Below are 25086 nucleotides of genomic sequence, written 5' to 3' on the forward strand. Positions count from 1 at the left end.
CTAACGGACCAGTACGAGTACGGAGACGACCAGGGCCTGGAGCAGGCTGAGCGGGATGAGCACCATCCAGCCCACCTCGGTGAACCGGTCCATCCGTACCGTGGGCACCCGGTGCCCGATCCAGACCAGAGCGCCCAGCACCACCGCCGTCTTGACCAGCGACCACGCCCAGGCGGGCAGGAGCGGACCCGCGCCGCCGCCCAGGAACAGCGGCACCGCCATCGCCGCCACCACGGTCAGGAGCAGGTACCGTCCGGCGAGCAGCACCAGCCGGTCCGCTCCGGCGGGCTCGGCGGCGGCCCCGCCGGCCAGGTCCCGCCCCACGGGCGCGTCGAAGGGGCCCCAGAACGCCATGGCCAGCGCCGAGACCAGGTAGATCGCGAAGGCCGCCGGCATCAGGACGGCGAACCACACCTCCTCCTGGGCCGCGACGACGTCGCCCACCCGCAGCGACCCGGCGCCGAGGGCGGCCGTGATGAGGGCGAACATGTGCGGAAGCTCGTACGAGAGCCCCTGGACCAGGAACCGGTAGCCCCCGACCAGCCCCCACACGGAGTTGGCGCCCCAGCCGAGCAGCCACACCGCGCACCAGGCCAGCACTTCCATGGCGTTGAACCACACGACGCCGACCGACAGGTCGCTGACGGCGACCGGTCCGAGCGGGATCACCATCGCGGCCAGCACCGCGGCCACGGGCAGGAGAGCCCCGCCCAGGCGCCACAGAAGCGTGTCCGCGCCGGGCACGGTCCGCCGTCGCTGCACGAGGAGGCGGGCCGACTCCCGGGCCGGTGCGGCGATCGCGGCCACGGGCGCGGTCCCGGCGGCGCGGGCGTGGAGGACGGCCGCACCGGCGGCCGCGCCGTAGGCGAAGACGCCCAGCAGCACGAGGAGGACGAGCGGGCTCAGCAGTGCGGGGGCGCTCTCAACCATGGGTCCGCCCGGGCGCGTGCGCGCGCAGTGCCGCCAGGTCGGGGTCCAGCGAGGCCACGATGAGCCGCACCGCCGCCAGCTCCTGCCCGGTCACCAGTGAGGGCAGCAGGTCGACGGCTGCCTCCGCCGCCTCCGCGCGCCCCGCGGACGTGTCTCGCTCGGCTCGGCTCGGCATGCCGCTCGTCCCGACCGCCGCCTCGACGCGGTCCAGCCGGCGGGACCACCGGTCGGTGACGTCTCCGAGCAGCGGGTCCGGGGCCGGCCCGGTGATCCGCCCGAGCCCGCCGGTGGACCAGCGCAGTACCCGGGAGCGGCGCACCCGGCGCAGCCAGCGGAGCACGCCCCGCCGCGTGGGCTCGCTCGGGTCCGGCTCGGTGAGCAGCGCGTCGCGCCACCGCCGGCCCGCCACGGCCGCGGACGGCCATCCGGCGACGGCCAGGAGGCGTTGCGCGGAGTCCAGGTCGGCGGCCGGGCCCGGGACGTCCCAGAAAGTGGAGGGCGTGGCGGACCCGCAGACGACCACGGCCTTCGCCTCCTGCACGACGTCTCCCTGGAGGATCAGCCGCAGGCAGAGCCCGGCGGGCCAGTCGGCCAGCGCGGGCCCCAGGCTCACGTGCAGCCGGTCGAGTCTGAGGCCGTCCCTGTCCGGGCCCCGGTCGGCCATGGGAATGCCGCCGGGCATCGACATCCCGCCGTGGTCGTGGTGGCCATGGTCGTGTTCACGGCCGCCGCTCTGGTCGTGGTGCTCGTGGCCGCTGTCCTCGCCGTCAGGGCCGTCATCGCCGTCGCGGCCGTGGCCGTCGCTGTGGTCAGAGCGTTCGTGGGGACTGCCGTTCTCGCCACCGCCGTGGCGGTCGTGCTCGTCCTCGCCGCTACGGCCGTCGTCGTGAGGGCTTTCGTGCTCGCCGTCTCCGTCACTTCTCTGGACGCGCGCGCGGGCGTCGGCGTCACGTTCGGCCGCCTCGCGGCGCTGCCGGTCGACATCCAGCAAACGGGCCCGTGCGGAGTCCAGCAGCGCGGCGGCGCCCTCGGAACCGGCTACGCGTACGCGGGCGCGGGGACCCGGCATCTGCGCCCACACGCGCTCGACCGCGTCCGCGAGCTCGGGGTCCTCGGAGCCGCAGACCACCAGCAGGTCGGCCTCGCCCGGAGCCGCGGCCTGCCGCCAGCCGCGTTCGCGCAGCTGCCGTTCCACGGCCAGCCGTGCGCCGGTACCGCCGACCGCGGCGACGACGAAGGCGCAGGGTCGGGCGCGGGCCAGCAGCCACCCGGTCACGTCCACCGGAACGCCCCCTCCCGCCAGGCGTAGACGACGGCGGCCATCAGCACGGCCAGGAAGGCGAACATCTCCACGACGGCCGTCGTGCCCGTGCTGACCACGACGAGCACCCACGGATACATGAAGACCATCTCCATGTCGAAGGCGAGGAAGAGCATCGCCACCGCGTACCAGCGCACGTGATAGCGCGACACCGCGTGCTCGGACACCGCCTCGCCCGACAGGAAGGGGTCGCCGGACACCGGGGCGCGTCCGAGTCCGACCGCCGCGGCCAGGCCGTGGACACAGAGCAGGAGAGCGCCCGTGGCCAGGGCCAGGGCGAGTGCCGCTCCGAAACCCTCCATCGTCCCCCTACCGGTACCGACGCACACGCTAGGCGAGGAGGCCGCCCGAAACCAGGAGCCGCGTGCGGGGCGCACGGGCGTGTCGTTCACCGGCCGCCCGCCCCTGCCCGGCTCGGCCGATCGCCCCCGCCAGGCTCAGCCGTGTGGGCGCGCGTTCAGGCGTGCGGCCTGGCGGGTGAGGTGGTCGCGTTCGGGAAGGCTGGCCGCCGCCCGGGCGGCGTCGGCGTAGAGCCGGGCCGCGGTCACCGGGTCGCCGTCGCGCTCGTGCAGGTAGGCCGCGACGGCGGTGAACCGGGGCAGCGCGGGGTCGAGCCCGGCCAGTGCGGCCAGGCCCGCCCGCGCGCCGTCGGCCTCACCGACCGCGACGGCCCGGTTGAGCCGGGCCACGGGGCTCCCGGTGAGGCGCACCAGTTCGTCGTACCACTCGACGATCTGCACCCAGTCGGTCTCCTCGGCCGTGAGCGCGTCGGCGTGCAGTGCGGCGATGGCGGCCTGGGCCTGGAACTCGTCCAGGCGGTCGCGGGCCAGGGCGGCCTGGAGCACGTCGACGCCCTCGGCGATCAGGCGGGTGTCCCACAGGCCCCGGTCCTGCTCGGCGAGCGGCACGAGCCGGCCGTCGTGGCCGGTCCGCGCAGGGCGCCGCGCGTGGTGCAGCAGCATGAGCGCGAGCAGGCCCGCGACCTCCTCGTGACGGGTCATGGCCGCCAGCCGGCGCGTGAGCCGGATCGCCTCGGCGGCGAGGTCGACGTCGCCGGAGTAGCCCTCGTTGAAGACCAGGTAGAGCACGCGCAGCACCGTGGCCACGTCGCCGGGCTCGTGGAACCGGACGCCGGAGACGGTCCTCTTGGCCCGGCTGATCCGCTGGGCCATGGTCGCCTCCGGCACCAGGTAGGCCCTCGCAATCTGGCGCGTGGTCAGGCCGCCGACCGCGCGCAGCGTGAGCGCGACGGCCGAGGCCGGGGTCAGCGACGGGTGCGCGCACAGGAAGTACAGCTGGAGCGTGTCGTCGACCGCCTCGCCCGGGCCGGGCGGGGGCTCCGCCTCGACGCGTACCTCGCGGTGCCGGCGGGAGGCATCGGCGCGGACGGCGTCGAGGAACTTGCGCCAGGCCACGGTGACCAGCCATCCCTTGGGGTCGCGCGGCGGGTCGTCGGGCCATCCGCGCACGGCCTCCACCAGGGCGTCCTGTACGGCGTCCTCGGCCGCCGCGAAGTCGGCTCCGCGGCGGACGAGGACGCCGAGCACGGCGGGGGTGAGGTTCCTGAGAAGGGCCTCATCCACCATGGGTCACTCCGTGACGGTCGGGGCGGCGGTCAGGAACGGGCGCACCTCCAGCCACTCGTGGATCGGCTTTCCGCCCGCGCCCGGTGCCGCGGACAGCTCGCCCGCCAGCTCCAGCGCCCGCTCATAGGTCTCGACGTCGATCACCATCCAGCCGGCGATCAGGTCCTTGGTCTCCGCGAACGGGCCGTCGGTCACCGGCGGGCGCCCCTCGCCGTCGTAGCGGACGAACGTGCCCTCGGGGGAGAGCGCCTGGCCGTCGACGAACTCGCCGGTGCCCACGAGCCGGTCCGCGAAGTCGTTCATGTACTGGACGTGGGCGGTCACCTCCTCCGGCTTCCACTGGTCCATCGGCACGTCGTTGACCGCCTCGGGCGCGCCGCGGTAGTGCTTGAGCAGCAGGTACTTGGCCATGGGATTCTCCTCGGTGCGGTACGGCCCCGGTGGGCCGTGTTCACAGCGGGGACGGAGCCGTCCGCGGGTCCTCGACATCCGTCGCGCATCTTTTTTCGCGGGTCCGCGAACACCGCCGACCGGGGGAGCACCGTGGTCGCTCGCGCCCTCGTGTGCCCCACCGCCCAGCATCCCACCGCTCGGGCCTGTAGCGCCGTAGCGACCGTGGCACCGGCCGAATCGGTATTCTAGTGCTAGAATACCGATGTGGAGCTGACACCCGCCGAACTGACCGTCCTGGGCCTGATCATCGAACGGCCCCGGCACGGCTACGACCTGGAGCAGGTCATCGAGCGGCGCGGCGTCCGCCAGTGGACCGACATCGGGTTCTCCTCGATCTACTACCTGCTCGCCAAGCTCGTGAAGCGGGGCCTGGTCCACGTCCCCGACGCCCCGGACGCGGCGCGGTCCCGCCGCGTCCACCACGCCACCGCGGCCGGGCGGCGGGCCGCCCAGGAGGGCGCGCTCGCCCTCATCCGGGAGCCGCGCCCGCTGCCGCACCCGCTGCTCGTGGGCCTGGCCAACCTGCCGCTGCTCTCCGAACGGGAGTACGCCGACGCGCTGCGCGCCCGGCTGGCCCAGGTGGAGGAGCGGGTGGCCGCGGTGCGTGCGGCCGAACGGGCGCAGGCCTCCTCCGCGCGGGCGGCGCGCGAGGTGTTCTCCTACTCGCTCAGCCTCCTGGAGGCGGAGAGGTCGTGGCTCGCCGCCCGAGTCCAGGTGCCCGGATGACGGACAAGACCGATTTCAAGAAGACCCTCGACTCCTACCGCGCCACGGCGGGCCGGTTCCGGACCGTGGACGTGCCGGAGCTGCGCTACCTCATGGTCGACGGATACGGGAACCCCAACACCCCGGCCTTCACCGAAGCGGTCGAGGCGCTCTACCCGGTGGCCTACAAGCTCAAGTTCGCCAGCAAACAGGACCTCGGCCGCGACTACGTCGTCATGCCGCTGGAAGGGCTGTGGTGGGCCGAGGACATGGACGCCTTCACCGCGGCGCGCGACAAGTCGCGGTGGCACTGGACGCTGATGATCATGGTCCCGGACTGGACCGGCCCGGAGATGTTCGAGGCCGCCCTCCACCGGGTCGCGGCGAAGAACCGGCCCGCCCGGCTCGGCGACGTCCGCCTGGAGACGCTGTCCGAGGGCCGCTGCGTGCAGACGCTGCACGTGGGCCCGTTCGACGACGAGGCGGACGTCCTCGCCCGGATGCACCACGAGTTCATCCCGGCCCAGGGGCTACGGATGACCGGCCGCCACCACGAGATCTACCTCAGCGACTTCCGCCGCGCCGCCCCCGAGAAGCTCCGCACGATCCTGAGGCAACCGGTCGCCGTCGCGGTGGAGGAGCCGGTGCGGCGCTGAGGCGGAGGAGCCGGTGCGGCGCTGAGGCCTGCCCCAGCGCCGCACACCCGCTCCACCCGCCCGCGCCGCGTGGGCGCGGCTCCCGGCTCAGCGCCGGCGGACCCGGCGCAGGAAGCGCTCGACCGCCGCCTTCGACACCTTGCCGCCCGAGTACCCCTCGATCTTGGCGAACGGCATGTTCACGAGGAACATGACGTTGTTCGCGGCGTGCGGCCGCCTCACGGCCCGCAGGACGCGGCGCGCGGTGTGCAGCAGTCCCAGCACACCGCGCCCGAGCAGGTTGGCGTGGCGCAGCTGCGCCACGGTGTCGTCGAGCCCGAGCGGCGTCCCGGGGTCCCACGACGCGGCCGGCAGGGGGCGGCCGAGCAGCGCGGCGAACTCGGCGTCGCCGACGTTGTGCACGTCCCCGGCCGCGTAGGCGCCGGCCGGCGCACCGCCCTCGCCCCGGTCACGGCTCTCGCGCTGGTCACCGCCCTCGCCCCCGTCGCCGCTCTCGCCCTCGACGACCACCGTCGTCGCCAGGCGGACGTCCGCCACCGACGCCCCGACCCTGATCGCGTACGGCCCGCCGTGCCGGCGCCACGCGTTCGCGTCGACGTCGAAGTACTCCCACGCCCGGCCGTCGGGCGCGATCTCCACGCGCCGCTCCTGCCCCGGTTCGAGCTCCACGGAGGCGAAGCCCGCGAGCTCGGCCGCGGGGTGCGGCACCGCGGCCGCCTCCGGAGTGACGTACATCTGCGCCACCTCGCGGCCGGCCCGGTCCCCGGTGTTGCGGAGGGTGAACCGCACCGTCCCTCCGCCGGCCCGCAGGTCGACGTCGAGGCCGGAGTACTCGAACGCGGTGTAGCTCAGACCGTGTCCGAAGCAGTAGCGGACCGCCACGTCCCGGGTGGTGTAGTACCGGTAGCCGACGAAGAGGCCGTCGCGGTGCTCGGCGGTGCGCTCGCGGCCCGGGAACGTGCCCGCCGCGGCGACCGAACGGGCCGAGGGCACGTCCGCGTAGCGCATCGGGAAGGTGACGGCGAGCCTGCCGCCGGGGTTGTGGCGGCCGGTGATCGTGTCGGCGACGGCCGTGCCCCCGCCCTGCCCGGCCAGCGAGGTGTACAGGATCGCGGCGACGTCCTCGGCGAACGGGAGCTCGACCGGGGCGCCGCCGGCCAGCACGACCACGACGCGGTCGTGGACCCGGGTCAGGCGCTCGACCAGCGCGAGCTGGTCGGCGGGCAGCCGCAGGTGCTCGCGGTCCACCCCCTCGGCCTCGCTCGACTCGTCCAGTCCCAGGAAGAGGAGCACGGTGTCGGCCCGGCCGGCGAGTGCGAGGGCCTGGTCGGCGAGCCGGCGGCTCGGCCCGCCGAACCGGTGGAAGCCGCGGGCGAAGCCGACGACCTCCAACGGGCCGGACCGCAGGGCGCTCAGCGCGTCGTCCACCCGGGTGGGGTTGACCAGCGAGGACCCCGCGCCCTGGTAGCGCGGCGTCTCGGCGAAGTCGCCGATCACGGCCACCCGGGAGGAGTCCGGCAGCGGCAGCACCGGCTCGCCGTCGGCTCCGGGGGCGTTGCGCAGGAGTACGAGGCACCTCCGGGCGGTGTCGACGGCGGCGCGGTGCTGGGCGTCCGGGTCGACCGGTTCGGCCCCCTCCAGGGCGGACGTGGTCTCCAGCGCGAGCGCGATGAGGTCGTCGACCGCGCGGTCGAGCACGGCCTCGTCCAGGCGCCCCGAGCGCACGGCCTCGACGATCCGCCGGTCGGTCACACCGCCCGAGGAGGGCATTTCGAGCTGGTTGCCGGCCAGGAGGCCGGCGATCCGGTCGTGGTTGCCGCCCCAGTCGGTGACGACGACGCCGTCGAACCCCCACTCGTCCCGCAGGATGTCGACCAGCAGGTGCGTGTTCTCGTTGGCGTAGGTGCCGTTGACCTTGTTGTACGAGGTCATGAGGGTGCGCGGTCGGGCCTGCTGGACCACGCGCCGGAACCCCTCGAGGTAGATCTCGCGCAGCGAGCGCTCATCGACCACCTCGTCGATCGACATGCGCAGGTGCTCCTGGCCGTTGACCGCGAAGTGCTTGGGGCAGGCCGCCACACCCGTGGACTGGATGCCGCGCACCATCCCGGCGGCGAGGTCGCCCGACAGCCGCGGGTCCTCGGAGAAGTACTCGAAGGACCGCCCCCCGAGCGGGTTGCGCACGATGTTCAGGCCCGGCCCGAGCAGGACCGCCACACCGGCCCCGCGGGCCTCGGCTCCGAGCGACCGTCCCACCCGTTCCATCAGGTCGACGTCCCAGCTCTGGGCCAGGGCGGCGGCCGTCGGAAAGCACGTGGCGGGCAGCGAGGCGTTGAGCCCGAGGTGGTCGGCCTTGCCGCCCTGCTTGCGCACGCCGTGCGGGCCGTCGGTCAGCATGATCGACGGCACCCCTGCGCGCGCGACGGACTCGGTGTTCCAGAAGTTGGCGCCCGAGGTGAGGGAGGCCTTCTCCTCCAGCGACAGGCGTGCCACGGTCTGCGCGTGCCGGAGGGGAGCTGTCTCTGCCATTGTCAGATCCTGTTCGTCTGGAGCACGTAGAACAGGATGTGGTGCGCCGACTCGCGCAGCGCGGTCAGCGTCCCGGCCCTGTCCTGTTCGAGGTAGTCGGCGAGTTCCTGCTCGTAGGAGCCTGCCCCCGGAAGGTCGACGAGCAGCCCGAGGATCATGTCGTTGCCCGCCTCGACCGCCTGGCGTGCGTCGAAGTGGGCGCCCTGGCCCACGATGCCGGCGTCGGTGATGACGAAGCCCTCGAAGCCCCACTCACCGCGCAGGACGTCGGTGAGCAGTGCCTCGCTGCCGCCCGCCCAGGTGGTGCCGACGCGGTTGAAGGCGGTCATGGCCCCGTGCGCGCCACCGTCCTTGACCGCGGCTTCGAAGGGGCGCAGGTGCAGTTCGCGCCACGCCTGCTCGGTCGTCCACACGTACAGGCCCATCGCGGCCCGGTTGGTCTCCTGGACGTTGCCCGCGAAGTGCTTGATCACGGCCACGGTGCCCTGCGACTGGAGACCGGACACGTACTGGGCGCCGATCCGCGCGGTGAGCAGCGGGTCCTCGGAGAAGTACTCGAAGTTGCGCCCGCCCAGCGGTGAGCGGTGCAGGTCGAGGGAGGGGCCGTAGACCGCGTCGACGCCGTAGGACTGCGCCTCCGCGCCCATCGACCGCCCGACCTCCAGGGCGAGCTCGTCGTTCCACGTCGAGGCCAGGACCACGGGGGTGGGGAAGGCGACCGTGGTCCAGTGCCCGATGAAGTCGCGGATGCTGGCGGGGCCGTCGTACATCGTCGTCTCCGGGACGCCCAGGCGCTCGATCCCCACGGACCAGTAGCCGCCGTTGCCGGACAGCGCGACCAGCTCGTCCTCGGTGAGCTGGTCGAGGAAGTCCTGCCAGCGGGGGTCCTCCATCGGCGCCCCCTTCAGGTCGGCGAGTTCGAGACCGTGGTCCGCGCCGGTGACGGGCGCGGAGGCGTCCGGGTCGGCCTCCAGCGCGTAGTCGTCCTCCAGCAGCCCGTCGGGCATGCGCAGGTCGTCCTCGGTGGGAGCCGTCGGGAAGGTCTCGTCGGGGTTGCCGCGCGACAGGTAGGCCAGATCGCCCCGCGCGTCGTCGAACCGGTTGGTGATCTCGGCGCCCGTGGCCGGGTCGGTGTCGATGACGACCCGCTCGGGCTGGGCGTGGGTCGCGCTGTCCACGGTGTCGTGCACGTCGCGGGCCAGCCGGATCCCGTAGTCGCCCTCGTCCAGGACCCACGCCTGGGCGTCGCGGTCGTCGTAGGAGGCCATGGCGGCGGTGTCGAAGGCGACCGTCACGGTCTGCGTCTCGCCCGGTGCGAGCTGATCGGACTTGGCGTAGCCGCCGAGCACGGTCGCGGGCTTCTCGATCCCGCCGTCGGCGTAGGGGGCGTCGTAGTAGACCTGCACGACCTCCCGGCCGGGCGCGTCACCGGTGTTGGTCACGTCGACCCGTGCGCTCACGGTGTGCTCGTCGGTGTCGAACTCGGCGTCGGACCACTCGAACTCCGTGTACGACAGGCCGTGCCCGAACGGGTACTGGACGACGTCCTCGTACTCCTCCTCGGGCACGAAGGTCTCGTAGTAGCGGTAGCCGGCGTAGATGCCTTCGAGGTGATGGGTGAAGTAGCGGCCGACGGGCTCGCCGCCGTCGTCGGTGTACTCGAAGTCGCCGGTGTTGAGCACGGCCGGGTGGGTGTCGATGTCATAGGCGTAGGTGTCGGTGAGGCGCCCGGACGGGTTCACCTCGCCGGTGAGGGCGCGCGCCACCGCGTTCATGCCGGTCTCGCCGGGGCCGCCGATCCACAGCGCGGCGTCCACGCTCTCGTACTCCTCCAGGAAGCCGAGCTCCATCGCGTTGGCGCTGTTGACGAGGACCACCACGTGCTCGAAGGTCGCGTCCAGTGCCTCCAGGGTGGCGCGCTCGTCCTCGGTCAGGCGCAGGTCCTCGGGGGTGAAGTCCCTGCCCTCCATGCCCGCCCGGCCGACCGCGTAGACCGCGGTGTCGGAGTGCTCGCGGGCATCGGACAGGACCGCGTCGGAGAGGTGTTCGACGGGCATCTCGGTCGGTGAGGTGACGAAGAAGCCCTTGAGCGAGGGCAGGAGTTCGTCGACGACGCCGGCCTCGGGCTCCTCGTAGGGCTCGGTCGTGGCCTCGCCGTTGTCCGCGTAGTTGCCGTAGAGGTCGCGCACCGCCCGGTCGTAGTCGACGCCGGCCTCCTCGAGCGCGGCGAAGAGCGATTGCGCTCCGACGGAGGAGATGCCGCCCGCTCCGCCTCCGCCGAAGACGGGCGTGGCCGCGCTCACGCCGAAGACACTGACCTCGCGGTCCGCCAGCGGAAGCACGTCCTCCTCGTTCCGGAGCAGGACCAGGCCCTCCGCCATGACCTGGTCGGCCACGCCCAGGGAGTGCTCCCGCGCGGCCGCCTGGTCCTCCGTGGCCGGGCGCGTGGCGGTGTGGTACCAGGACCCCAGGACACTCGCGATCAGGGCGACGACCACACCCAGTGCGGTGAGCTTGATCCAGCGGTGCTGACGCCTGCGGAACGCCTTGAAGCCCTTCCTGCGGGCCCGGCGCTCCCGGCGGGGTTCGGCGGCCTTCACCTCGGCGCGCCAGGCCTTGACCTCGGCCCGCTCGGCGCGGCGCGCTTCCAGGCGCTCGGCGACGGGCTTGCCGCGCCGCTCCCTGCGCCGTGCCCTGAGGTCGGCGAAGCGCTGCTTCGCCTCGGCTCGGTACTGCTGCACCAGTCGCCGGTACTCGCTGTGGTCCATAGGGGTCGTCCTTGCCTGACGGAGGCCGCCGGAGGCGGCGGGGGATTCGAGCCGATGTGGTCGCGGCCGAGGTCCTGCCTGGTGGCGGGCACGAAAACTATACGTCGTTCGGTTTTTAAAACCAAACGTCGTTCAGTCGTAGGATGTGCTCATGAATCGGCGAGGCCCGTACGGCAAGACGGCGGCGAAGCGTGAAGAGATCCTGGCCGCGGCGTTGGAGCTCATCGCACGTCACGGGTATCGCGGTACGTCCGTCAAGGCCATCGCCGAGTCGGCCGGGCTGAGCCCCGCCGGCGTGCTGCACCACTTCGGCACCAAGGAGCGGCTCTTCGTCGAGGTCCTGCGCCGACGCGACCAGCTCGACGCGGCCCGTTCCCGGGCCGACGTCGCCGCCGCGGCCGAGACGTCGCCGCTGCACCCCCTCGACCGCTACGCCGCCCTGCTGGACGCCAACTCCGGGGTCCCCGGGTTGGTCGAGCTCTACTCGGCGCTGGTGGTCGAAGCGGCCGACCCCTCGCACGAGGCGCACGACTTCTTCGCCGAGCGCCGGGCCGAGGGCCAGTACCTGCTCACGCGGGCCGTCCGGCGGATGCAGGAGGCCGGGACGCTCACCACCGGAATCGACGCCGGGGTCCTGGCGACCGTGCTCCACGCACTCGGCGACGGGCTCCAGACCCTCTGGCTGATCGACCCCGAGATCGACATGGGCGGCACCGTGACCGCACTCCTGCACGCCCTGCGCACGGACCTTGCGGAGGAGGACGGACCCGCGGCCTGAGGTGGGGCGGGGTCCGCTGCGTCGCGGGAACGTCCGCCCGCCGCCCGCCGCCCGCCGCCCGCCGCTTGCTTCCCGCCGTCCGCCGCTTGCTTCCCGCCGTCCGCAGGTCAGCGGTCGGCCGGGCCCGTGGAGTCGCGGATCACCAGGTGCGAGGGCAGCATGACCCTTCGGTCGGGCGTGCGGGTCGTGGAGCGGGACCGGTTCTCCAGCAGCAGTTCCACGGCCGAGCGGCCGGCCTCGTCCTGCGGGCCGGCCAGGGTCGTGAGCGCCGGGACACAGAAGTCGGCGCCGAAGATGTCGTCGTACCCGACCACGCTGACCTGCTCGGGCACCGCCACGCCCCGTTCGGCCAGACGGCGCAGCACGCCGATGGCCAGCAGGTCGTTGTGGGCGACCACGGCCGTGGCCCCCGTCACCAGGGCCGCGTCGGCCGCCGCCCCGCCGCCGACCACGCGCGGGGGGAAGGGCCCCAGGCGGGTGATCCTCATGCCGAGGCCCCGCGCCCCGTCGACCAGCCCCCGCCACCGCTCACCGGCCGGCCAGGACTGGTGCGGGCCCGACAGGTAGACGAGTGACCGGTGCCCCAGCGAGGCCAGGTGCTCCACGATCTGCCGGCTGCCCACCCGGCTGTCGACCACGGCGCTGGGCAGCCCCTTCACCTCCCGGTTGACCAGGGCCAGGTTGTGCTCCTCGGCCAGCTCCCACAGGCTCTCGTCCGACATCCGGCTCGACGCCAGGACGAAGCCGTCCACCGACCGGGCCAGGTGCTCGATCTGGGTGCGCTCGTTGTCGGCCGACTCCTCGGTGTAGCTGAGGATGAAGGTGATGCCGGCCGCGGACGCCCGCCGCTCGGCGCCCTTGATCGTCCCGAAGAAGTGCGGGTTGGTGATGTCGGGCACCAGCATCGCCACCGTCGCGGTCCGCCCCGACTGCAACGCCGTCGCCAGAGGGCTGGGGCGGTAGCCCATGCGCTCGGCGGTCTGGAGGACGTGCTCGCGGGTGGCCGCGTTGACCCGGCGGGGGTTGCGCAGGGCGCGCGAGACCGTGGAGGCGGCGACGCCCGCCTCCCGGGCCACGTCGTAGATGGTGGTGCGCTTCGGGGAGTCCATGACGACCATGTCTAGGCGTTGTGACAACTTTTGGCAATCGCTTGTCGTGACGCGAACGGGAAACCTAGGGTTCACACCACGTCCCGGGTGGCGCAGATCACGCACCCATGACCTGCGCCGATACCGTCCCCGTTCGCTGAGTGGAGCTCGTCCGGATGCCTGACAACCCCCCGTCCCCCGGCAACAAGCCGCCCGCGCCGCGCCCTGCGGTGGTGCGCCGGCTGGAGGCGGCCGAACTGGCCGTCGGGGTCGCGCTGCTCGCGCTGATCCTCGTCCTGATCCTCCTGCAGGCCACCCAGCGCCACCTGCCGGTGCAGGGCTGGGTGTGGACCGGGGAGCTGGCCCGCCTCGGGCTGGTCTGGCTCACGTTCTCCCTGGCCGGCTACCTGGTCGGCCGCGACGAGCACATCACCCTCAAGGTGGTCGACCTCCTCCTCGGCGACCGCGGGCTGCGGGCGGTGTGGATCCTGGCCAACCTCGTGGTCGCCGCGGTGGGCGTGCTGCTCACCCTGGAGGCCGTCGAGCTCGTCTTCGGCGGGTCGCCGCAGTCGACCCCGGCCCTGCGCATCCCCGTCTCCGCCACCTACGTGATCCCGCTGGTCGGAGTCGTGCTCATGTCGCTGCGCGCCCTCGCCAACGCCGCCCTGCTTCCCGGACCGCCCCAGCGCGAACACCGTCCGGCCCAGACGGGGGAGGCGACCCGATGAGCGCGCTCCTGGTCATCCTCGGCATCCTCGTGCTGCTGCTCCTGCGGGTACCCATCGCGTTCGCGATCCTGGGCCCGTGCCTGACCTACATGGCCGTCGGCGGCCAGTCCACCGGGTTGAGCCTGCGCACGGCGGCGCAGGAGGTCAACAGCTTTCCGCTGCTGGCCGTCCCGCTGTTCATCCTCCTCGGCGTGGTCGCCAACCACACCGGGATCGCCGACCGGCTCTTCGCGTTCGCCCAGGTCCTGCTGGGCCGGGCGCGCGGCGGCCTCGGCTACGTCAACATCGGCGTCAGCGTCGGCTTCTCCTGGATCAGCGGCACGGCGCTGGCCGACGTGGCGGGCATGGGCAAGATGATGGTTCCGGCGATGACCAAGGCGGGCTACCCGCGGCGCTTCGCCCTGGGCCTGACCGCCTCCACCAGCCTGATCAGCCCGATCATGCCGCCCAGCATTCCGGCGATCGTGTACGCGTCGGTCGCGGCGGTCTCCACGGCCGCGCTGTTCGCCGCCGCGGTGCTCCCGGCCGTACTGATGGCCGGCGGTCTGGCCCTGGCCGTGTTCCTGTGGGCACGGCGCAGACCCGAACTCGCCGGGAAGCGGGCCGAGCGGGGTGAGCTGGGCGCCGCGACACGGCGTGCGGCCGGTCCGCTGCTGGCTCCGGTGCTGCTGCTCGGCGGCATCCTCAGCGGCCTGTTCACCCCGACCGAGGCGGCGTCGGTCGGGGTCGCCTACGTCCTGCTCCTGGGCCTGCTCTACCGAAGGCTGGGTTGGCGCTCCCTGTGGAACATCGGCGTGGAGACCGTCACCACGGCCGCCTCCATCGCGATCATCCTGGCCGCCTCCGGCCTCCTCGGCTGGGTCCTGGCCCGCGAGCAGGTGCCCCAGCAGGTCGCCGGCTTCCTGCTGGGCCTCACCGACGACCCCACGCTGCTGTTGCTGCTGGTCAGCGCGGTGCTGATCATGATCGGCACCGTCCTGGAACCCATCGCCGCGCTGGTCATCACCGTCCCGGTCCTGCTCCCCGTCGCCGTCCGTTTGGGAGCCGACCCCGTGCACTTCGGGGTGATCACGATCCTCTGCCTCATGATCGGCCTGCTCACGCCTCCGATCGGCGGCGTGCTCTTCGTCCTCGGATCGGCGACCCGCACACCCATGCACGAGGTGTTCCGCGGCACGGCTCCGTTCCTGGTGCCGCTGGTGGCGGTGCTGCTGCTCCTCATCCTCTTCCCCGACCTGGTCCTGTTCCTTCCCGGACTCCTGGACCTGTGACGGCCCCGCCCCGAACGTGACGACCCGGCCCCGAACGTGACGGCCCCGCCCCGAGCCCGACGGACCCGACCCCGCGGTCACGGACACGACCGCACCGCCCGATGAGAACCGACCCCCGAGGATTCCCATGCGCAAGACGACCCGACTGATGGCCCTGTTCCCCGCCGTGGTGCTCGCCGCCACCGCCTGCGGCAGCGGAGGTGGATCCGGCGACGAGGAACCGGTCCTGACCTTCGCCAACAGCTACACCGAGGACCACCCCCACACCCGGTGCGGCATCGACCTGGTCGCCGAGCGCGTGGCCGAGGCCGACGCCGGGTTCTCCGTCGACACCTTCCCCAACAGCACGCTCGGCTCCAACACCGAGACCTTCGCCTCGGTGATGTCGGGCGACATCGATATGGACGTGCAGGGCTCGGCGGCGCTCGGGTCCTCCTACGAGCCGATCGGTGTCCTGGACGCCGCCTACGCGTTCCGCGACGCCGACCACCTGTTCGGCTACTTCGACTCCGAGGCCTCCCAGCCCCTCCGCGACGGGTTCGAGGAGGCCACCGGCGTCAAGATCCTCGACGCCTGGTACTTCGGCGACCGTCACTTCACCGCCAACGAGCCCATCCGCACCCCCGGCGACCTGGCCGGACTGCGCATGCGCTTCCCGGACTCGCCCATCTACCTCGCCAACGCCGAGGCCATGGGCGCCGAGCCGACCACGGTCGCCTTCGAGGAGGTCTACCTCGCCCTGCAACAGGGGACCGTGGACGGCCAGGAGAACCCCATCCCCACCATCGCCGGTGACAACTTCGACGAGGTGCAGTCGCACATCAGCCTCACCGGCCACCAGATCGGCTCGCAGATGATCGTCGTCTCCGGCCAGACCTGGAACGAGCTGTCGGCCGATCAGCAGGAGGTCCTCCAGGAGGCGGTCGGCTCGGTGCGCGCGGACAACCGCGCGTGCATCGAGGAGGCCGAGGAGGAGATTCTGCAGGAGTGGCGTGCCGAGGGTTCCATCGAGGTCGTCGACGACGTGGACGTCGAGGCGTTCCGGAGCCAGGTACAGGAGTACTTCGCGCAGAACCTGGAGGGCGAGCAGCGCGAGCTGTACGAGTCCTTCCAGGAGACCGAGTAGGTACGGCGAGCGAACAGGAAGGCGTGACGCATGCGGCGTTCCATCGCCACGGTCTCACTCAGCGGCACCCTGGAGGAGAAGCTCAGGGCCGCGGCCCGGGTGGGCTTCGACGGTGTGGAGATCTTCGAGAACGACCTCATCGGGTCGGTGCTCCCGCCCCGCGAGGTACGGACTCTGGCCGAGTCGCTGGGCCTGACCATCGACCTCTACCAGCCCTTCCGTGACTTCGAGGGCGTGGACGAGGACCGGTTGGAGCGCAACCTCCGGCGGGCCGAGGCCAAGTTCGCCCTCATGGTGGAACTGGGGGTGGACGTGATGCTGGTGTGTTCCAGTGTCGCGGCGCAGTCGGTCGACGACGACGCCCGCGCCGCCGCGCAGCTGCGGCGGCTGGCCGAGACCGCGGCGCCCTACGGGGTCCGCATCGCCTACGAGGCACTGGCGTGGGGGCGGTGGGTCGACGACTACCGGCACGCCTGGCGCCTGGTCCGGGAGGCCGACCACCCCGGCCTGGGCGTGTGCCTGGACAGCTTCCACATCCTGTCCCGGGGCCATGACCCGTCCGGGATCAGGGACATCCCCGGCGAGAAGATCTTCTTCCTCCAGCTCGCCGACGCGCCGCTGATGCCCATGGACGTCCTGCACTGGAGCCGCCACCACCGCTGCTTCCCCGGGCAGGGCGCCTTCGACCTGACGCGGTTCACCGGACACGTGCTGGCCGCCGGGTACGAGGGGCCGCTGTCCCTGGAGGTCTTCAACGACGTGTTCCGTGCCTCCGACCCCGAACGCACGGCCGCCGACGCGCTGAGGTCGCTGGCCGTGCTGGAGGACGAGACGGCCCGGGCCCGGGAGCGCGAGGAGGAGCCCGGCCGGGGCGGCGAGCGGCCTTCCCGGGACGGCGACCCCTCGGGGAAGGCGGGCCGCCCGGAGCCGTCCACGCGGCCCGCGTCCCCGGCCGCGCTCACCCGGCTGCCCGCGCCGACCCGCGCCCAGGGGTACGCGTTCGTCGAGATCGCGGCGCCCGAGCACTCGGCCGGGGGAGTGCGCGCGGCCCTGGCGTCCCTGGGGTTCCGGCACACCCGCGACCACCGCTCCAAACCGGTCCAGCTGTGGTCCAACGGCGACGTCCGCGTGCTGCTCAACGCCACGGATCCCCAGCTGGGCCACACCTGGAGCGGTGACGCGGCGGTCACCGCCCTCGGCGTCGACGTGGAGGACGCCGACGCGGCGATGCGGAGGGCGGAGCGGCTGCTGGCCCCGACCCTGCCCCGGCGGCGCGACCCGGCCGAGGCCGCCCTGCACGCCGTGGCGGCGCCCGACGGCACCTCGATCTTCTTCTGCGCCCAGGACCCGGGGGACGGACAGGACTGGCTGTCCGACTTCACCGTTCCGGTGGAGGGGCCGACCGGCACGGGCCGGGCCGTCCTCGGCGGCATCGACCACGTGGGGCTGTTCCAGCCCTTCGACCACTTCGACGAGGCCTCGCTCTTCTACCGGTCCGTCCTGGGCCTGGAACCCGACGACGGTGTCGAACTGGCCGCGCCCGACGGCATGGTGCGCAGCCGGGCGATGAGTCGCGACGGCGCGGGACCGCGCATCGCCCTCAACGCCTCCCTGCTCGGTCGTGGGCCCTACGAGGACGTGCGCGGCGGTCCCCAGCACGTCGCCTTCGGCTGCGAGGACGTGTTCGCGGTCGCGCGCGCCATGCGGGCGCACGGCGCCGAGCCGCTGCGCATCCCCGACAACTACTACGCCGACCTCGCCTGCCGCACGGATCTGGAACCCCTGGAGGTGGAGCGCATGCGCGAGTTCGGCGTCCTGTACGACCGGGCGGGGGACGGCGAGTTCCGGCACTTCTACACACCGATGCTCGACGGCCGGCTCTTCCTGGAGGTCGTCCAGCGCACGGGCGGGTACGCGGGCTACGGCTCCGCCAACAGCCCCTTCCGCATGGCGGCGCAGCGAGCGGAGGCGAGCCGTTGAGCGTGGGGACGCGTGTGGAGGAGTCGGACGCCGGCTCCTCCCTGGTGGGGCTCATCGGGACCGGCATCGGGCCCTCCCTGACACCGCCGATGCACGAGCGGGAGGCGGCCGAGCTCGGCCGCCGGTTGATCTACCGGACCATCGACCTCACCGAAGCGGGCCTGCCCCCGGACGCGGTGGGCGGCCTGGTGGGGTCGGCCCGGCACCTGGGCTTCAACGGCCTCAACATCACCCACCCGTGCAAACAGCTCGTGCTGCCCGCGCTGGACGGGCTCACCCCCGACGCGGCCGCGCTGGGGGCGGTGAACACGGTGGTGTTCGAGTCCGGTCGGGCCATCGGGCACAACACCGACTGGTCGGCGTTCGCCCAGTGCCTCGAGCGCGGACTGCCCGAGGCGCCCCGCGAACGCGTCGTGGTCCTGGGCGCCGGCGGGGCGGGCGCGGCGGTGGCCTACGCGCTGCTCGGATCGGGGACCCGGGAGGTGACCGTGGTCGACACCGACGCGGCCCGGGCCCGGGGCCTGGCCGAGCGCCTCGGCGGGCTCGTTCCGGGAACGGAGTGCCGAACCGCCGGGGCGGACGCGCTCGGCGCGCTGCTGTCGGAGACGGACGGCCTGGTCAACGCGACACCGACGGGGATGGCGCACCACCCGGGCACCCCGGTGCCGGCGGAGCTGTTGCGTCCGCCGATGTGGGTGGCCGACATCGTCTACCGGCCGCTGCGCACCGAGCTGCTGGCCCTGGCCGAGGAACGCGGGTGCGCGACCCTGCGGGGAGGGGAGATGGCGGTGTTCCAGGCCGCCCAGGCGTTCAGCCTGTTCACGGGCCTGGACCCCGACCCCGAGCGCATGCTCGCCCACTTCCACACCCTCATCGCCTGACTCGACGTGGCTAGGCCGTGTTTTTCTGCGGTCCAGGCGGCCGCGAGCCCGGAATGCTGCAAAAACACGGCCTAGCTCGGGTTGTCGTCGAGCTTGCGCCGCTCCCTGCGGTTGGGGTGGCGGATGACCACCCCTCCCATGCCGCCGGATCCGGTCAACCGGATCAGCGGCGTCCCCGGGAGGCGGTCGGAGGTGGTCTTGTCCTTGAGGCCGCCGGCGCCGGGGTCCATGCCCGCGGTGTCGGCGGCCCAGCCGTCGGGGATGACGACCATGACACCGGACGTCTCCCCGTAGGCCTCCACGAGGATCTCCCGCAGGCGGCTCTGGACCCGGCTGAAGTCGATCCTCACGCCGCCCACACCGCCGTGGGCGATCACGTGGGCGGGCGCCTCCCACCGCCCGGGGCCGCGCGTGGCGCCGCTCAGCCCTCCCTTGAGCACCAGCGGCGACCGCTGGTGCCCGGCGCCCTGCGGCGCGGGCAGGTCGGCGGTCAAGGCGGCCAGTTCGGCGTGGGTCTTGGACGTCAGTGCCCGTTCCAGGCGCTCGTCCAGCTCGTCGTAGTCGATGCGTCCCTCGGCCGCCGCGTCGCGCAGGAGGTCCACCACCGCGTCCCGGTCCTGATGGGAGGCGCGCAGTCCCCCGGCCGGAGCGGGGTGCGCGGGGAGGGGGTCGTCGTGGTCGTTCACGCCGCTCAGCGTATCCCGGTCGTTCCTCGGCCCTCTGACCGGCGTGGTGACGCCAGGTGGGGCGGACCCGGCCCCGGGTTCGAACGTGGACGGCCCCCACGACGAGGGGGCGGATTCAAGGGGTCCTCGCAACACCTCGTTGATCACACGAGTGTATGCAGACGCTCGGCTGGGGTTTCCCAGCCGAGCGTCTTGCGTGGCCGACCATTCAGCTCCTGAGCGACATGCTCCAGATCCAGCGGGCCGTGCACCGATAGGTCGGTGCCCTTGGGGAAGTACTGGCGCAACAGCCCGTTCGTGTTCTCGTTCGAGCCCCGCTGCCAGGGCGAGGCCGGGTCGCAGAAGAACACCGGTACCCCCGTAGCCACCGAGAACGCCTTGTGGCCGGCCATCTCGCTTCCCTGGTCCCAGGTCAGCGACCCGCGCAGATGCTCGGGCAGCGAGGCGACCAGGGCGCTCAGAACACCTCCGACAGCCTCGGCGGTGTGCTCGCCGGGCACGTGCCCCAGCATCACGTACCGGGTGGAGCGCTCGACCAGGGTGATGATCGCGGACTTGTTCTGCGCGCCCGTGATCAGATCCCCCTCCCAGTGTCCCGGCACGGCACGGTCTTCGACCTCGGCGGGACGCTCGCTGATCATCACCATCGGATCGGCGAACCGGCTCTGGCGCCGCTCACCCGTTCGGTGGGTTCTGCGCCGGATCCGGCCGGTGCGCAGCGCCGCGCTCACCTCACGTTTGAGCCCGCCGCGGGCCTGGACGTAAAGGGCCTGGTAGATCGTCTCGTGGCTCACACGCATGTCCTCGTCCTGGGGGTGGTCCGAGCAGACCCGTTTGCTGATCTGCTCCGGTGACCACCGTTTCCGCAAACCCGTGGCGACGTAGTCCCGCAAAGCGCCCGGAGCGGCGAGCTTGGCGGGTTTGGGACGCGCCCTGCGTGCGACCGCCCGGCGCTGGGCCGCATAGGCACCATAAGAGCCGTCCGTGTTGCTGTGGCGGTCGAGTTCGCGCTTGATCGTCGAGGCCGGGCGTCCCAACGCCCGGCCGATGGCCTGCAGGCTCCGTCCGGCTCGGTGCAGGTCCGCGATCTTCTCCCGGTCGGGCAGGGTCAAGAAGCGCTGGTGGACCGGTCTTTCGAGCGAGGCCACGGTCGGCGCGGGGGTGGTCATGGACTCCATCGTGGTCTGTCCGGTGGAGTAGTCGACCCGGCGCCCGTCAGGGTAGAACCGGGAGTTGCCCGATCTGCGGACCCCGTGGTCCCAGTCACGGGCGGTGCGCTCGTTGATCCCGACTCGCCGTGCGGCCTCGCGGCGGGGCACAGAGTTCTTGCGCAGGCGTTCGTACTCCTCCCGTGCCGGGTGTGGCCGTGGCCGGCGCTGGGAGCGCAGTCCGGCCTGGCGGGCCCAGCCGAACGCGGTGTTGCGGTTGATGCCCAGGGATCGGGCGACCTCGGTGACGTTGCCGTCATCGGCCATCTGTTCCAGGAACCGTTCCCGCAGCCGGGCCAGTTCCTGCTTGGAAAACGACACGGTGGCCGCAACCTCCCCAAAGTCAGGGTGTTGCGACCACCGCTAGAACCCAAGGGGTGGTCACGGGGGCCGTCCACGCGGGTCAGCAGCGGTAGGTGGTGCCGTTGGCGGCGGTGCCCCAGTTGCACGAGCTGATCGTGCCCCTCGAGCCGTTGTCGTCCGCGCTCCCGGGCTTCTTCAACCGCAGGTCGGGGTTCCTCGACGTGGCGGTGTTGGGCAGGACGTGCCGCGCGTACCCGCGGTAGATGTGGTGCTTGCCGTTGGAGTCCTTGTAGTGCGTGCCGCTGCCGGTGTGGACGTAGGCGGTCGCTCCGGCGGGCAGGTTGTACGAGGGCAGGACGCGCCCGTAGGTGTTGCTCGTGATGTCGGGGACGTACCCGCGGACGTTCACCGTCGCGTTGGTGGCGTTCCTGATGATGAAGTACTCCCCGTTCAGGTTGCGGGCCTTGCCGTCGACGGTGTCGGCCCCGCCGGCGTTGGGACGCACGTGGGTGATCATGAGCGCGCCCGTGGTGGACGCCGCTTCGACGGGTCCTGGGACGAGCAGGGCGGCGAGCATGGCCGCCGCGAATCCGGCACGCAGGGTCGTGCGCATGGGGTTCCCTCTCTTGAGGTGCCGTGTCCTTCGATGCGAGCCACCCCGTGGGGCTCGCAGGCGGGGGTGCCGAGGATGGCGGGTCAATGCTAGGCCGCGGCCGCCTGGGAAGAGAGGAAATTCGTACTTTGGTCGGATTCCGAAGGTCTTGCAGTGCATTGCCCGGAGTTCCGGCCGGTCGGGGGCCTTGTCCCCTGGTGGTCCTCCTGGGGCCCGGGGGCTCCCGCCCGCCGGATCCGGGGGCCGACGGTGTGGCCCGGGGCCGAGGCGGCTCCCGCGGCCTAACGTGGGCCGCATGCGCGTACTTGTCACTGGTGGGGCGGGGTTCATCGGTTCGCAGGCGGCGGAGGCCCTCCGCGCCGCTGGGCACACGGTGGTGACGCTCGACGCCCTGCTGCCGCAGGCCCACGCGGGCCGGCCCCCGGGAGAGGCGGGCGTGGACCTGGTGTGCGACGTCCGCGACGGCGACGCCGTGGAACGGGCCCTGCGCGGCGTGGACGCCGTGTGCCACCAGGCGGCGATGGTGGGGCTGGGATCGGACTTCGACGACGCGCCCGACTACGTCGGCTGCAACGACCTGGGCACCGCGGTGCTGCTGGCCGCGATGGCCCGCGCGGGCGTGCGCGACATCATGCTCGCCGGATCGATGGTGGTCTACGGCGAGGGCGCCTACACCTGCGCCGAGCACGGACCCGTCCGGCCCGGTCCGCGTCTGGAGGCCGACCTGGCCGCCGGCCGTTTCGACCCGCCGTGCCCCCGCTGCGGGGCCCGCCTGGAGCCCGGGCTGGTCGGCGAGGACGCCCCGGCCGACCCGCGCAACGTCTACGCCGCCACCAAGCTGGCGCAGGAGCACCTCTGCGCGGCGTGGGCGCGTGCGGTCGGCGGTCGCGCGGTGTCGCTGCGCTACCACAACGTCTACGGGCCCGGCATGCCGCGTGACACTCCCTACGCGGGGGTGGCGTCGTTCTTCCGTTCCGCCCTGGCTCGCGGCCGGGCCCCGCGCGTGTTCGAGGACGGCCGCCAGCGGCGCGACTTCGTGCACGTGCGCGACGTGGCCGAGGCCAACGCCGCGGTGGTCACGGCCCTTCCCGAACGACCCCCGGGCGTGCTGTCCGCGTTCAACGTCGGCAGCGGGACGCCGCACACGGTCGGTGACATGGCGTGGGCCCTGGCGGAGGCGCACGGAGGACCCGATCCCGTCGTCACCGGCGAGTACCGCCTGGGCGACGTCCGGCACATCACCGCCTCCTCCGCGCGCCTGACCGAGGAGTTCGACTGGCGTGCGCGCGTCGGCTTCACCGAAGGGGTGCGGGAGTTCGCGCGGGCGGAGCCCCGTGCGCGGTCCGGGGCCCAGGCGCCGGCGCGCTGACCCGGGGCGCCCGCGTGTCGCGGAGTGTCCCTCCCGCACGGGAGTCGCATCGCTTCGTAGCGTGATCATCGTGATCGATGAGCGACGTGAGAGCGAAGAATCCGTGACCGAACGTGACCGCCCCCGGCAGGAACCCGAGGGGGCGACGCGAGGGGAGCGGCCACCACCGGTGGACGTGGTCCTCCCGTGCCTGGACGAGGCCTCGGCCCTGCCGTGGGTCATCGAGCGCGTGCCCGAGGGATGGCGGCCGATCGTGGTCGACAACGGGTCCACGGACGGCTCCGCGCGCATCGCCGAAGGACTGGGCGCCCTGGTCGTCACCGAGAGCAGACGGGGGTTCGGCTCGGCCTGTCACGCGGGACTCCTCGCCGCCACCGCCGACATCGTCTGCTTCTGCGACTGCGACGCGTCCCTGGACCCGTCCCTGCTCCCGCGCGTGGTGGACGACGTGCGCGAGGGTCGGGCGGATCTGGTCGTGGGCCGTCGGCGCCCCACGCGCGGCGGCGCCTGGCCCGTCCACGCCCGGGTGGGCAACGCCGCGGTCGCGCGCATGCTGCGCAGACGTACCGGTGTGCGGATCCGCGACATCGGGCCCATGCGCGCCGCACGCCGGACGGACCTGCTCGCCCTCGGCCTGGCCGACCGGCGCTCCGGCTACCCCCTGGAGATGGTCGTGCGCGCCGCGGACGCGCGGTGGCGGATCGAGGAGGTGGACGTCCCCTACTACCCGAGGACCGGCGCCTCCAAGGTGACCGGCACGTGGCGGGGGACGTGGACGGCGGTGCGGGACATGTCGGCGGTCCTGCGCGAGCCCTCCGCACGCCCACGGACGCGCTCCGTGGGAGGGGACCGGTGAACGCCCCCGCGCGAGCGGTCGGACCCGCCGATCCCGTAGAGCCGGTCGAAGCCACCGAAGCCACCGAAGCCACCGAAGCCACCGAACCGGTCGGACCCGTCGGGGCCACGACCTTCCTGGTGATCGCCAAGGAGCCCGTCCCCGGACGGGTCAAGACCCGGTTGGCGCCCGAGTACACCGCCGAAGAGGCCGCGCGCCTGGCCGCCGCCGCGCTCGCGGACACCCTGCGCACGGTGCTGTCGCTGCCAGCCCGCCGCCGAGTCCTGGTCCTGGAGGGGCGGCCGGGGCCGTGGCTGCCGGACTCCGGGTTCGACGTCGTCGCCCAGACGGGCGGCGGACTGGACGAGCGCCTGGCCGCCGCGTTCGCCGGGTCCTCGGGGCCCACGCTGCTCCTGGGCATGGACACGCCGCAGGTCACGGCGCGCACCCTCGCCCCCGTGCTGGCCGCCGACGCCTGGCGGCGCGCCGACGCGTGGTTCGGGCCGAGCGAGGACGGGGGGTTCTGGGCCCTCGGCCTCGCAGACCCCGACCCCGCCCTGGTGCGGGGCGTGCCGATGTCCACCGATCGGACCGGCCGGATCCAGCGCCGACGCCTGACCGACGCGGGCCTTCGGGTCGTCGATCTGCCGGTCCTGACGGACGTGGACACCGCGGCCGACGTCGACCGGGTGGCCGGCCAGGCGCCCGGGAGCCGGTTCGCGCGGGCGGTCCGGGACCGGGCGAACGGGGTGGTGGGATGAGCGCGGCCGAGGTCGGCGTCGCACCGGCCGACGTCCCGGCGTGGCGCTGCGACCCCTACTCCGAGGCGCTGGCCCGGGGCAGCGGTCCGCTGTTCCTGCGGCGGCCCGACGGGTCGTCGCTGCCGCTCGACGTCGAGCGCTGGTGCGGCGCGGTCGATCCGGTCGACGCCGCCGTCCTGGCCCGTTGCGAGGGCAGCACACTGGACGTGGGGTGCGGTCCCGGACGGTTCGTCGCGGCGCTGGCCGGGCGCGGCCGTCCGGCCCTGGGCGTGGACCTGAACCCGCTGGCCGTGGCGCGCACCAACGCGTCGGGAGGCAGGGCGCTGTGCCGGTCCGCGTTCGATCCGCTGCCCGGGGAGGGCGGCTGGGACACCGCCCTGCTGGTCGACGGCAACATCGGTATCGGCGGGACACCCGAGAGGCTGCTCGCCCGGATGCGGGACGTGGTCCGCTCCGGCGGGCTGCTGATCGTCGAGACGGCCGCCGAGGACGTGTGCGAGCGGATGACCGT

At 73.1% G+C, this 25086-nt stretch carries 22 protein-coding genes and 1 pseudogene; 12 read left to right on the top strand and 11 right to left on the bottom strand.

The genetic code is table 11. From position 1 onward, the window contains the following. From DFP74_RS18450 to DFP74_RS18470, 5 genes are all read right to left on the bottom strand, one after another. On the bottom strand, nt 1–930 hold the full coding sequence (locus tag DFP74_RS18450) for a complex I subunit 1 family protein (protein WP_121183172.1): 930 nt from the start codon (nt 928–930) through the stop codon (nt 1–3). Beyond that, the gene (locus tag DFP74_RS18455; RefSeq protein WP_121183174.1) at nt 923–2212 is read right to left on the bottom strand and encodes a hypothetical protein; all 1290 of its coding nucleotides are present in this window, start codon (nt 2210–2212) and stop codon (nt 923–925) included. Before DFP74_RS18455 ends, DFP74_RS18450 begins: the two co-directional genes overlap by 8 nt. Then, entirely contained in the window at nt 2203–2553 is a 351-nt protein-coding gene (locus tag DFP74_RS18460) for an NADH-quinone oxidoreductase subunit A (protein ID WP_121183176.1), read from the bottom strand. The genes DFP74_RS18455 and DFP74_RS18460 overlap by 10 nt, the downstream gene beginning before the upstream one ends. A gap of 135 nt (nt 2554–2688) precedes the next feature. Continuing rightward, on the bottom strand, nt 2689–3834 hold the full coding sequence (locus DFP74_RS18465) for an RNA polymerase sigma factor (RefSeq protein ID WP_121188343.1): 1146 nt from the start codon (nt 3832–3834) through the stop codon (nt 2689–2691). Nucleotides 3835–3840: 6 nt separating this feature from the next. Next, nucleotides 3841–4248 (bottom strand): YciI family protein, encoded by a 408-nt coding sequence (locus DFP74_RS18470; protein ID WP_121183178.1) that lies wholly within the window; start codon nt 4246–4248, stop codon nt 3841–3843. A gap of 246 nt (nt 4249–4494) precedes the next feature. Here DFP74_RS18470 and DFP74_RS18475 point away from each other — a divergent pair, with 246 nt between their 5' ends. Together DFP74_RS18475 and DFP74_RS18480 are read left to right on the top strand one after the other, a co-directional pair. Further along, nucleotides 4495–5016 (top strand): PadR family transcriptional regulator, encoded by a 522-nt coding sequence (locus DFP74_RS18475; RefSeq protein ID WP_121183180.1) that lies wholly within the window; start codon nt 4495–4497, stop codon nt 5014–5016. Next, a complete protein-coding gene (locus DFP74_RS18480) occupies nt 5013–5651 on the top strand; it encodes a GyrI-like domain-containing protein (protein WP_121183181.1) in 639 nt (212 codons plus the stop codon). Before DFP74_RS18475 ends, DFP74_RS18480 begins: the two co-directional genes overlap by 4 nt. Before the next feature lie 87 nt (nt 5652–5738). Here DFP74_RS18480 and DFP74_RS18485 read toward each other — a convergent pair whose 3' ends face one another. Beyond that, nucleotides 5739–8180, bottom strand: a complete 2442-nt coding sequence (locus tag DFP74_RS18485; RefSeq protein ID WP_121183183.1) for a glycoside hydrolase family 3 C-terminal domain-containing protein — start codon at nt 8178–8180, stop codon at nt 5739–5741. Nucleotides 8181–8182: 2 nt separating this feature from the next. Beyond that, nucleotides 8183–10948, bottom strand: coding sequence for a glycoside hydrolase family 3 protein (locus DFP74_RS18490; protein ID WP_121183185.1), 2766 nt, complete (start codon nt 10946–10948; stop codon nt 8183–8185). 151 nt (nt 10949–11099) lie between these two features. Here DFP74_RS18490 and DFP74_RS18495 point away from each other — a divergent pair, with 151 nt between their 5' ends. Continuing rightward, nucleotides 11100–11726, top strand: a complete 627-nt coding sequence (locus DFP74_RS18495; RefSeq protein ID WP_121183187.1) for a TetR/AcrR family transcriptional regulator — start codon at nt 11100–11102, stop codon at nt 11724–11726. A 107-nt stretch (nt 11727–11833) separates the two neighbouring features. Here DFP74_RS18495 and DFP74_RS18500 read toward each other — a convergent pair whose 3' ends face one another. Then, entirely contained in the window at nt 11834–12835 is a 1002-nt protein-coding gene (locus DFP74_RS18500) for a LacI family DNA-binding transcriptional regulator (protein WP_121188344.1), read from the bottom strand. Between the two features lie 155 nt (nt 12836–12990). On the opposite strand from DFP74_RS18500, the gene DFP74_RS18505 reads away from it, so the two are divergent. The 5 genes from DFP74_RS18505 (at nt 12991) to DFP74_RS18525 (ending at nt 18800) form a co-directional block, all read left to right on the top strand. Further along, a complete protein-coding gene (locus DFP74_RS18505; protein ID WP_199725696.1) occupies nt 12991–13542 on the top strand; it encodes a TRAP transporter small permease in 552 nt (183 codons plus the stop codon). Then, the gene (locus tag DFP74_RS18510) at nt 13539–14813 is read left to right on the top strand and encodes a TRAP transporter large permease (protein ID WP_121183188.1); all 1275 of its coding nucleotides are present in this window, start codon (nt 13539–13541) and stop codon (nt 14811–14813) included. Before DFP74_RS18505 ends, DFP74_RS18510 begins: the two co-directional genes overlap by 4 nt. A gap of 127 nt (nt 14814–14940) precedes the next feature. Next, entirely contained in the window at nt 14941–15939 is a 999-nt protein-coding gene (locus DFP74_RS18515; protein ID WP_121183190.1) for a sialic acid TRAP transporter substrate-binding protein SiaP, read from the top strand. 30 nt (nt 15940–15969) lie between these two features. Then, nucleotides 15970–17919: a bifunctional sugar phosphate isomerase/epimerase/4-hydroxyphenylpyruvate dioxygenase family protein gene (locus DFP74_RS18520; RefSeq protein WP_121183192.1), complete on the top strand. Its 1950-nt coding sequence runs from the start codon at nt 15970–15972 to the stop codon at nt 17917–17919. After that, complete coding sequence (locus DFP74_RS18525; protein WP_233571022.1) at nt 17916–18800, top strand: shikimate dehydrogenase; 885 nt, start codon at nt 17916–17918, stop codon at nt 18798–18800. Before DFP74_RS18520 ends, DFP74_RS18525 begins: the two co-directional genes overlap by 4 nt. A 71-nt stretch (nt 18801–18871) precedes the next feature. On the opposite strand, the gene DFP74_RS18530 is transcribed toward DFP74_RS18525, so the two are convergent. The 3 genes from DFP74_RS18530 to DFP74_RS18540 all read right to left on the bottom strand — a co-directional run bounded on the left by DFP74_RS18530 (nt 18872) and on the right by DFP74_RS18540 (nt 21610). Continuing rightward, a complete protein-coding gene (locus DFP74_RS18530; RefSeq protein WP_121183196.1) occupies nt 18872–19486 on the bottom strand; it encodes a DUF1707 domain-containing protein in 615 nt (204 codons plus the stop codon). A gap of 143 nt (nt 19487–19629) precedes the next feature. Continuing rightward, nucleotides 19630–21015, bottom strand: a complete 1386-nt coding sequence (locus tag DFP74_RS18535; protein ID WP_370013344.1) for an IS30 family transposase — start codon at nt 21013–21015, stop codon at nt 19630–19632. 82 nt (nt 21016–21097) lie between these two features. Further along, nucleotides 21098–21610: a lamin tail domain-containing protein gene (locus DFP74_RS18540; RefSeq protein WP_121183198.1), complete on the bottom strand. Its 513-nt coding sequence runs from the start codon at nt 21608–21610 to the stop codon at nt 21098–21100. Between the two features lie 295 nt (nt 21611–21905). Between DFP74_RS18540 and DFP74_RS18545 the strand changes: the two genes are divergently transcribed. The 4 genes and pseudogenes from DFP74_RS18545 to DFP74_RS34400 all read left to right on the top strand — a co-directional run. Next, a complete protein-coding gene (locus DFP74_RS18545) occupies nt 21906–22979 on the top strand; it encodes an NAD(P)-dependent oxidoreductase (RefSeq protein WP_121183200.1) in 1074 nt (357 codons plus the stop codon). 103 nt (nt 22980–23082) lie between these two features. Next, a complete protein-coding gene (locus DFP74_RS18550) occupies nt 23083–23835 on the top strand; it encodes a glycosyltransferase family 2 protein (protein WP_121188346.1) in 753 nt (250 codons plus the stop codon). Beyond that, complete coding sequence (locus DFP74_RS18555; protein WP_199725697.1) at nt 23832–24575, top strand: DUF2064 domain-containing protein; 744 nt, start codon at nt 23832–23834, stop codon at nt 24573–24575. The genes DFP74_RS18550 and DFP74_RS18555 overlap by 4 nt, the downstream gene beginning before the upstream one ends. Further along, nucleotides 24572–25036: pseudogene (locus DFP74_RS34400) on the top strand (class I SAM-dependent methyltransferase); the annotation flags it as partial. The gene DFP74_RS18555 and the pseudogene DFP74_RS34400, both read left to right, overlap by 4 nt. Between the last annotated feature and the right edge of the window lie 50 nt (nt 25037–25086).

Origin of the sequence: Nocardiopsis sp. Huas11 (genome assembly GCF_003634495.1) — a bacterium.
Taxonomy (GTDB): domain Bacteria; phylum Actinomycetota; class Actinomycetes; order Streptosporangiales; family Streptosporangiaceae; genus Nocardiopsis.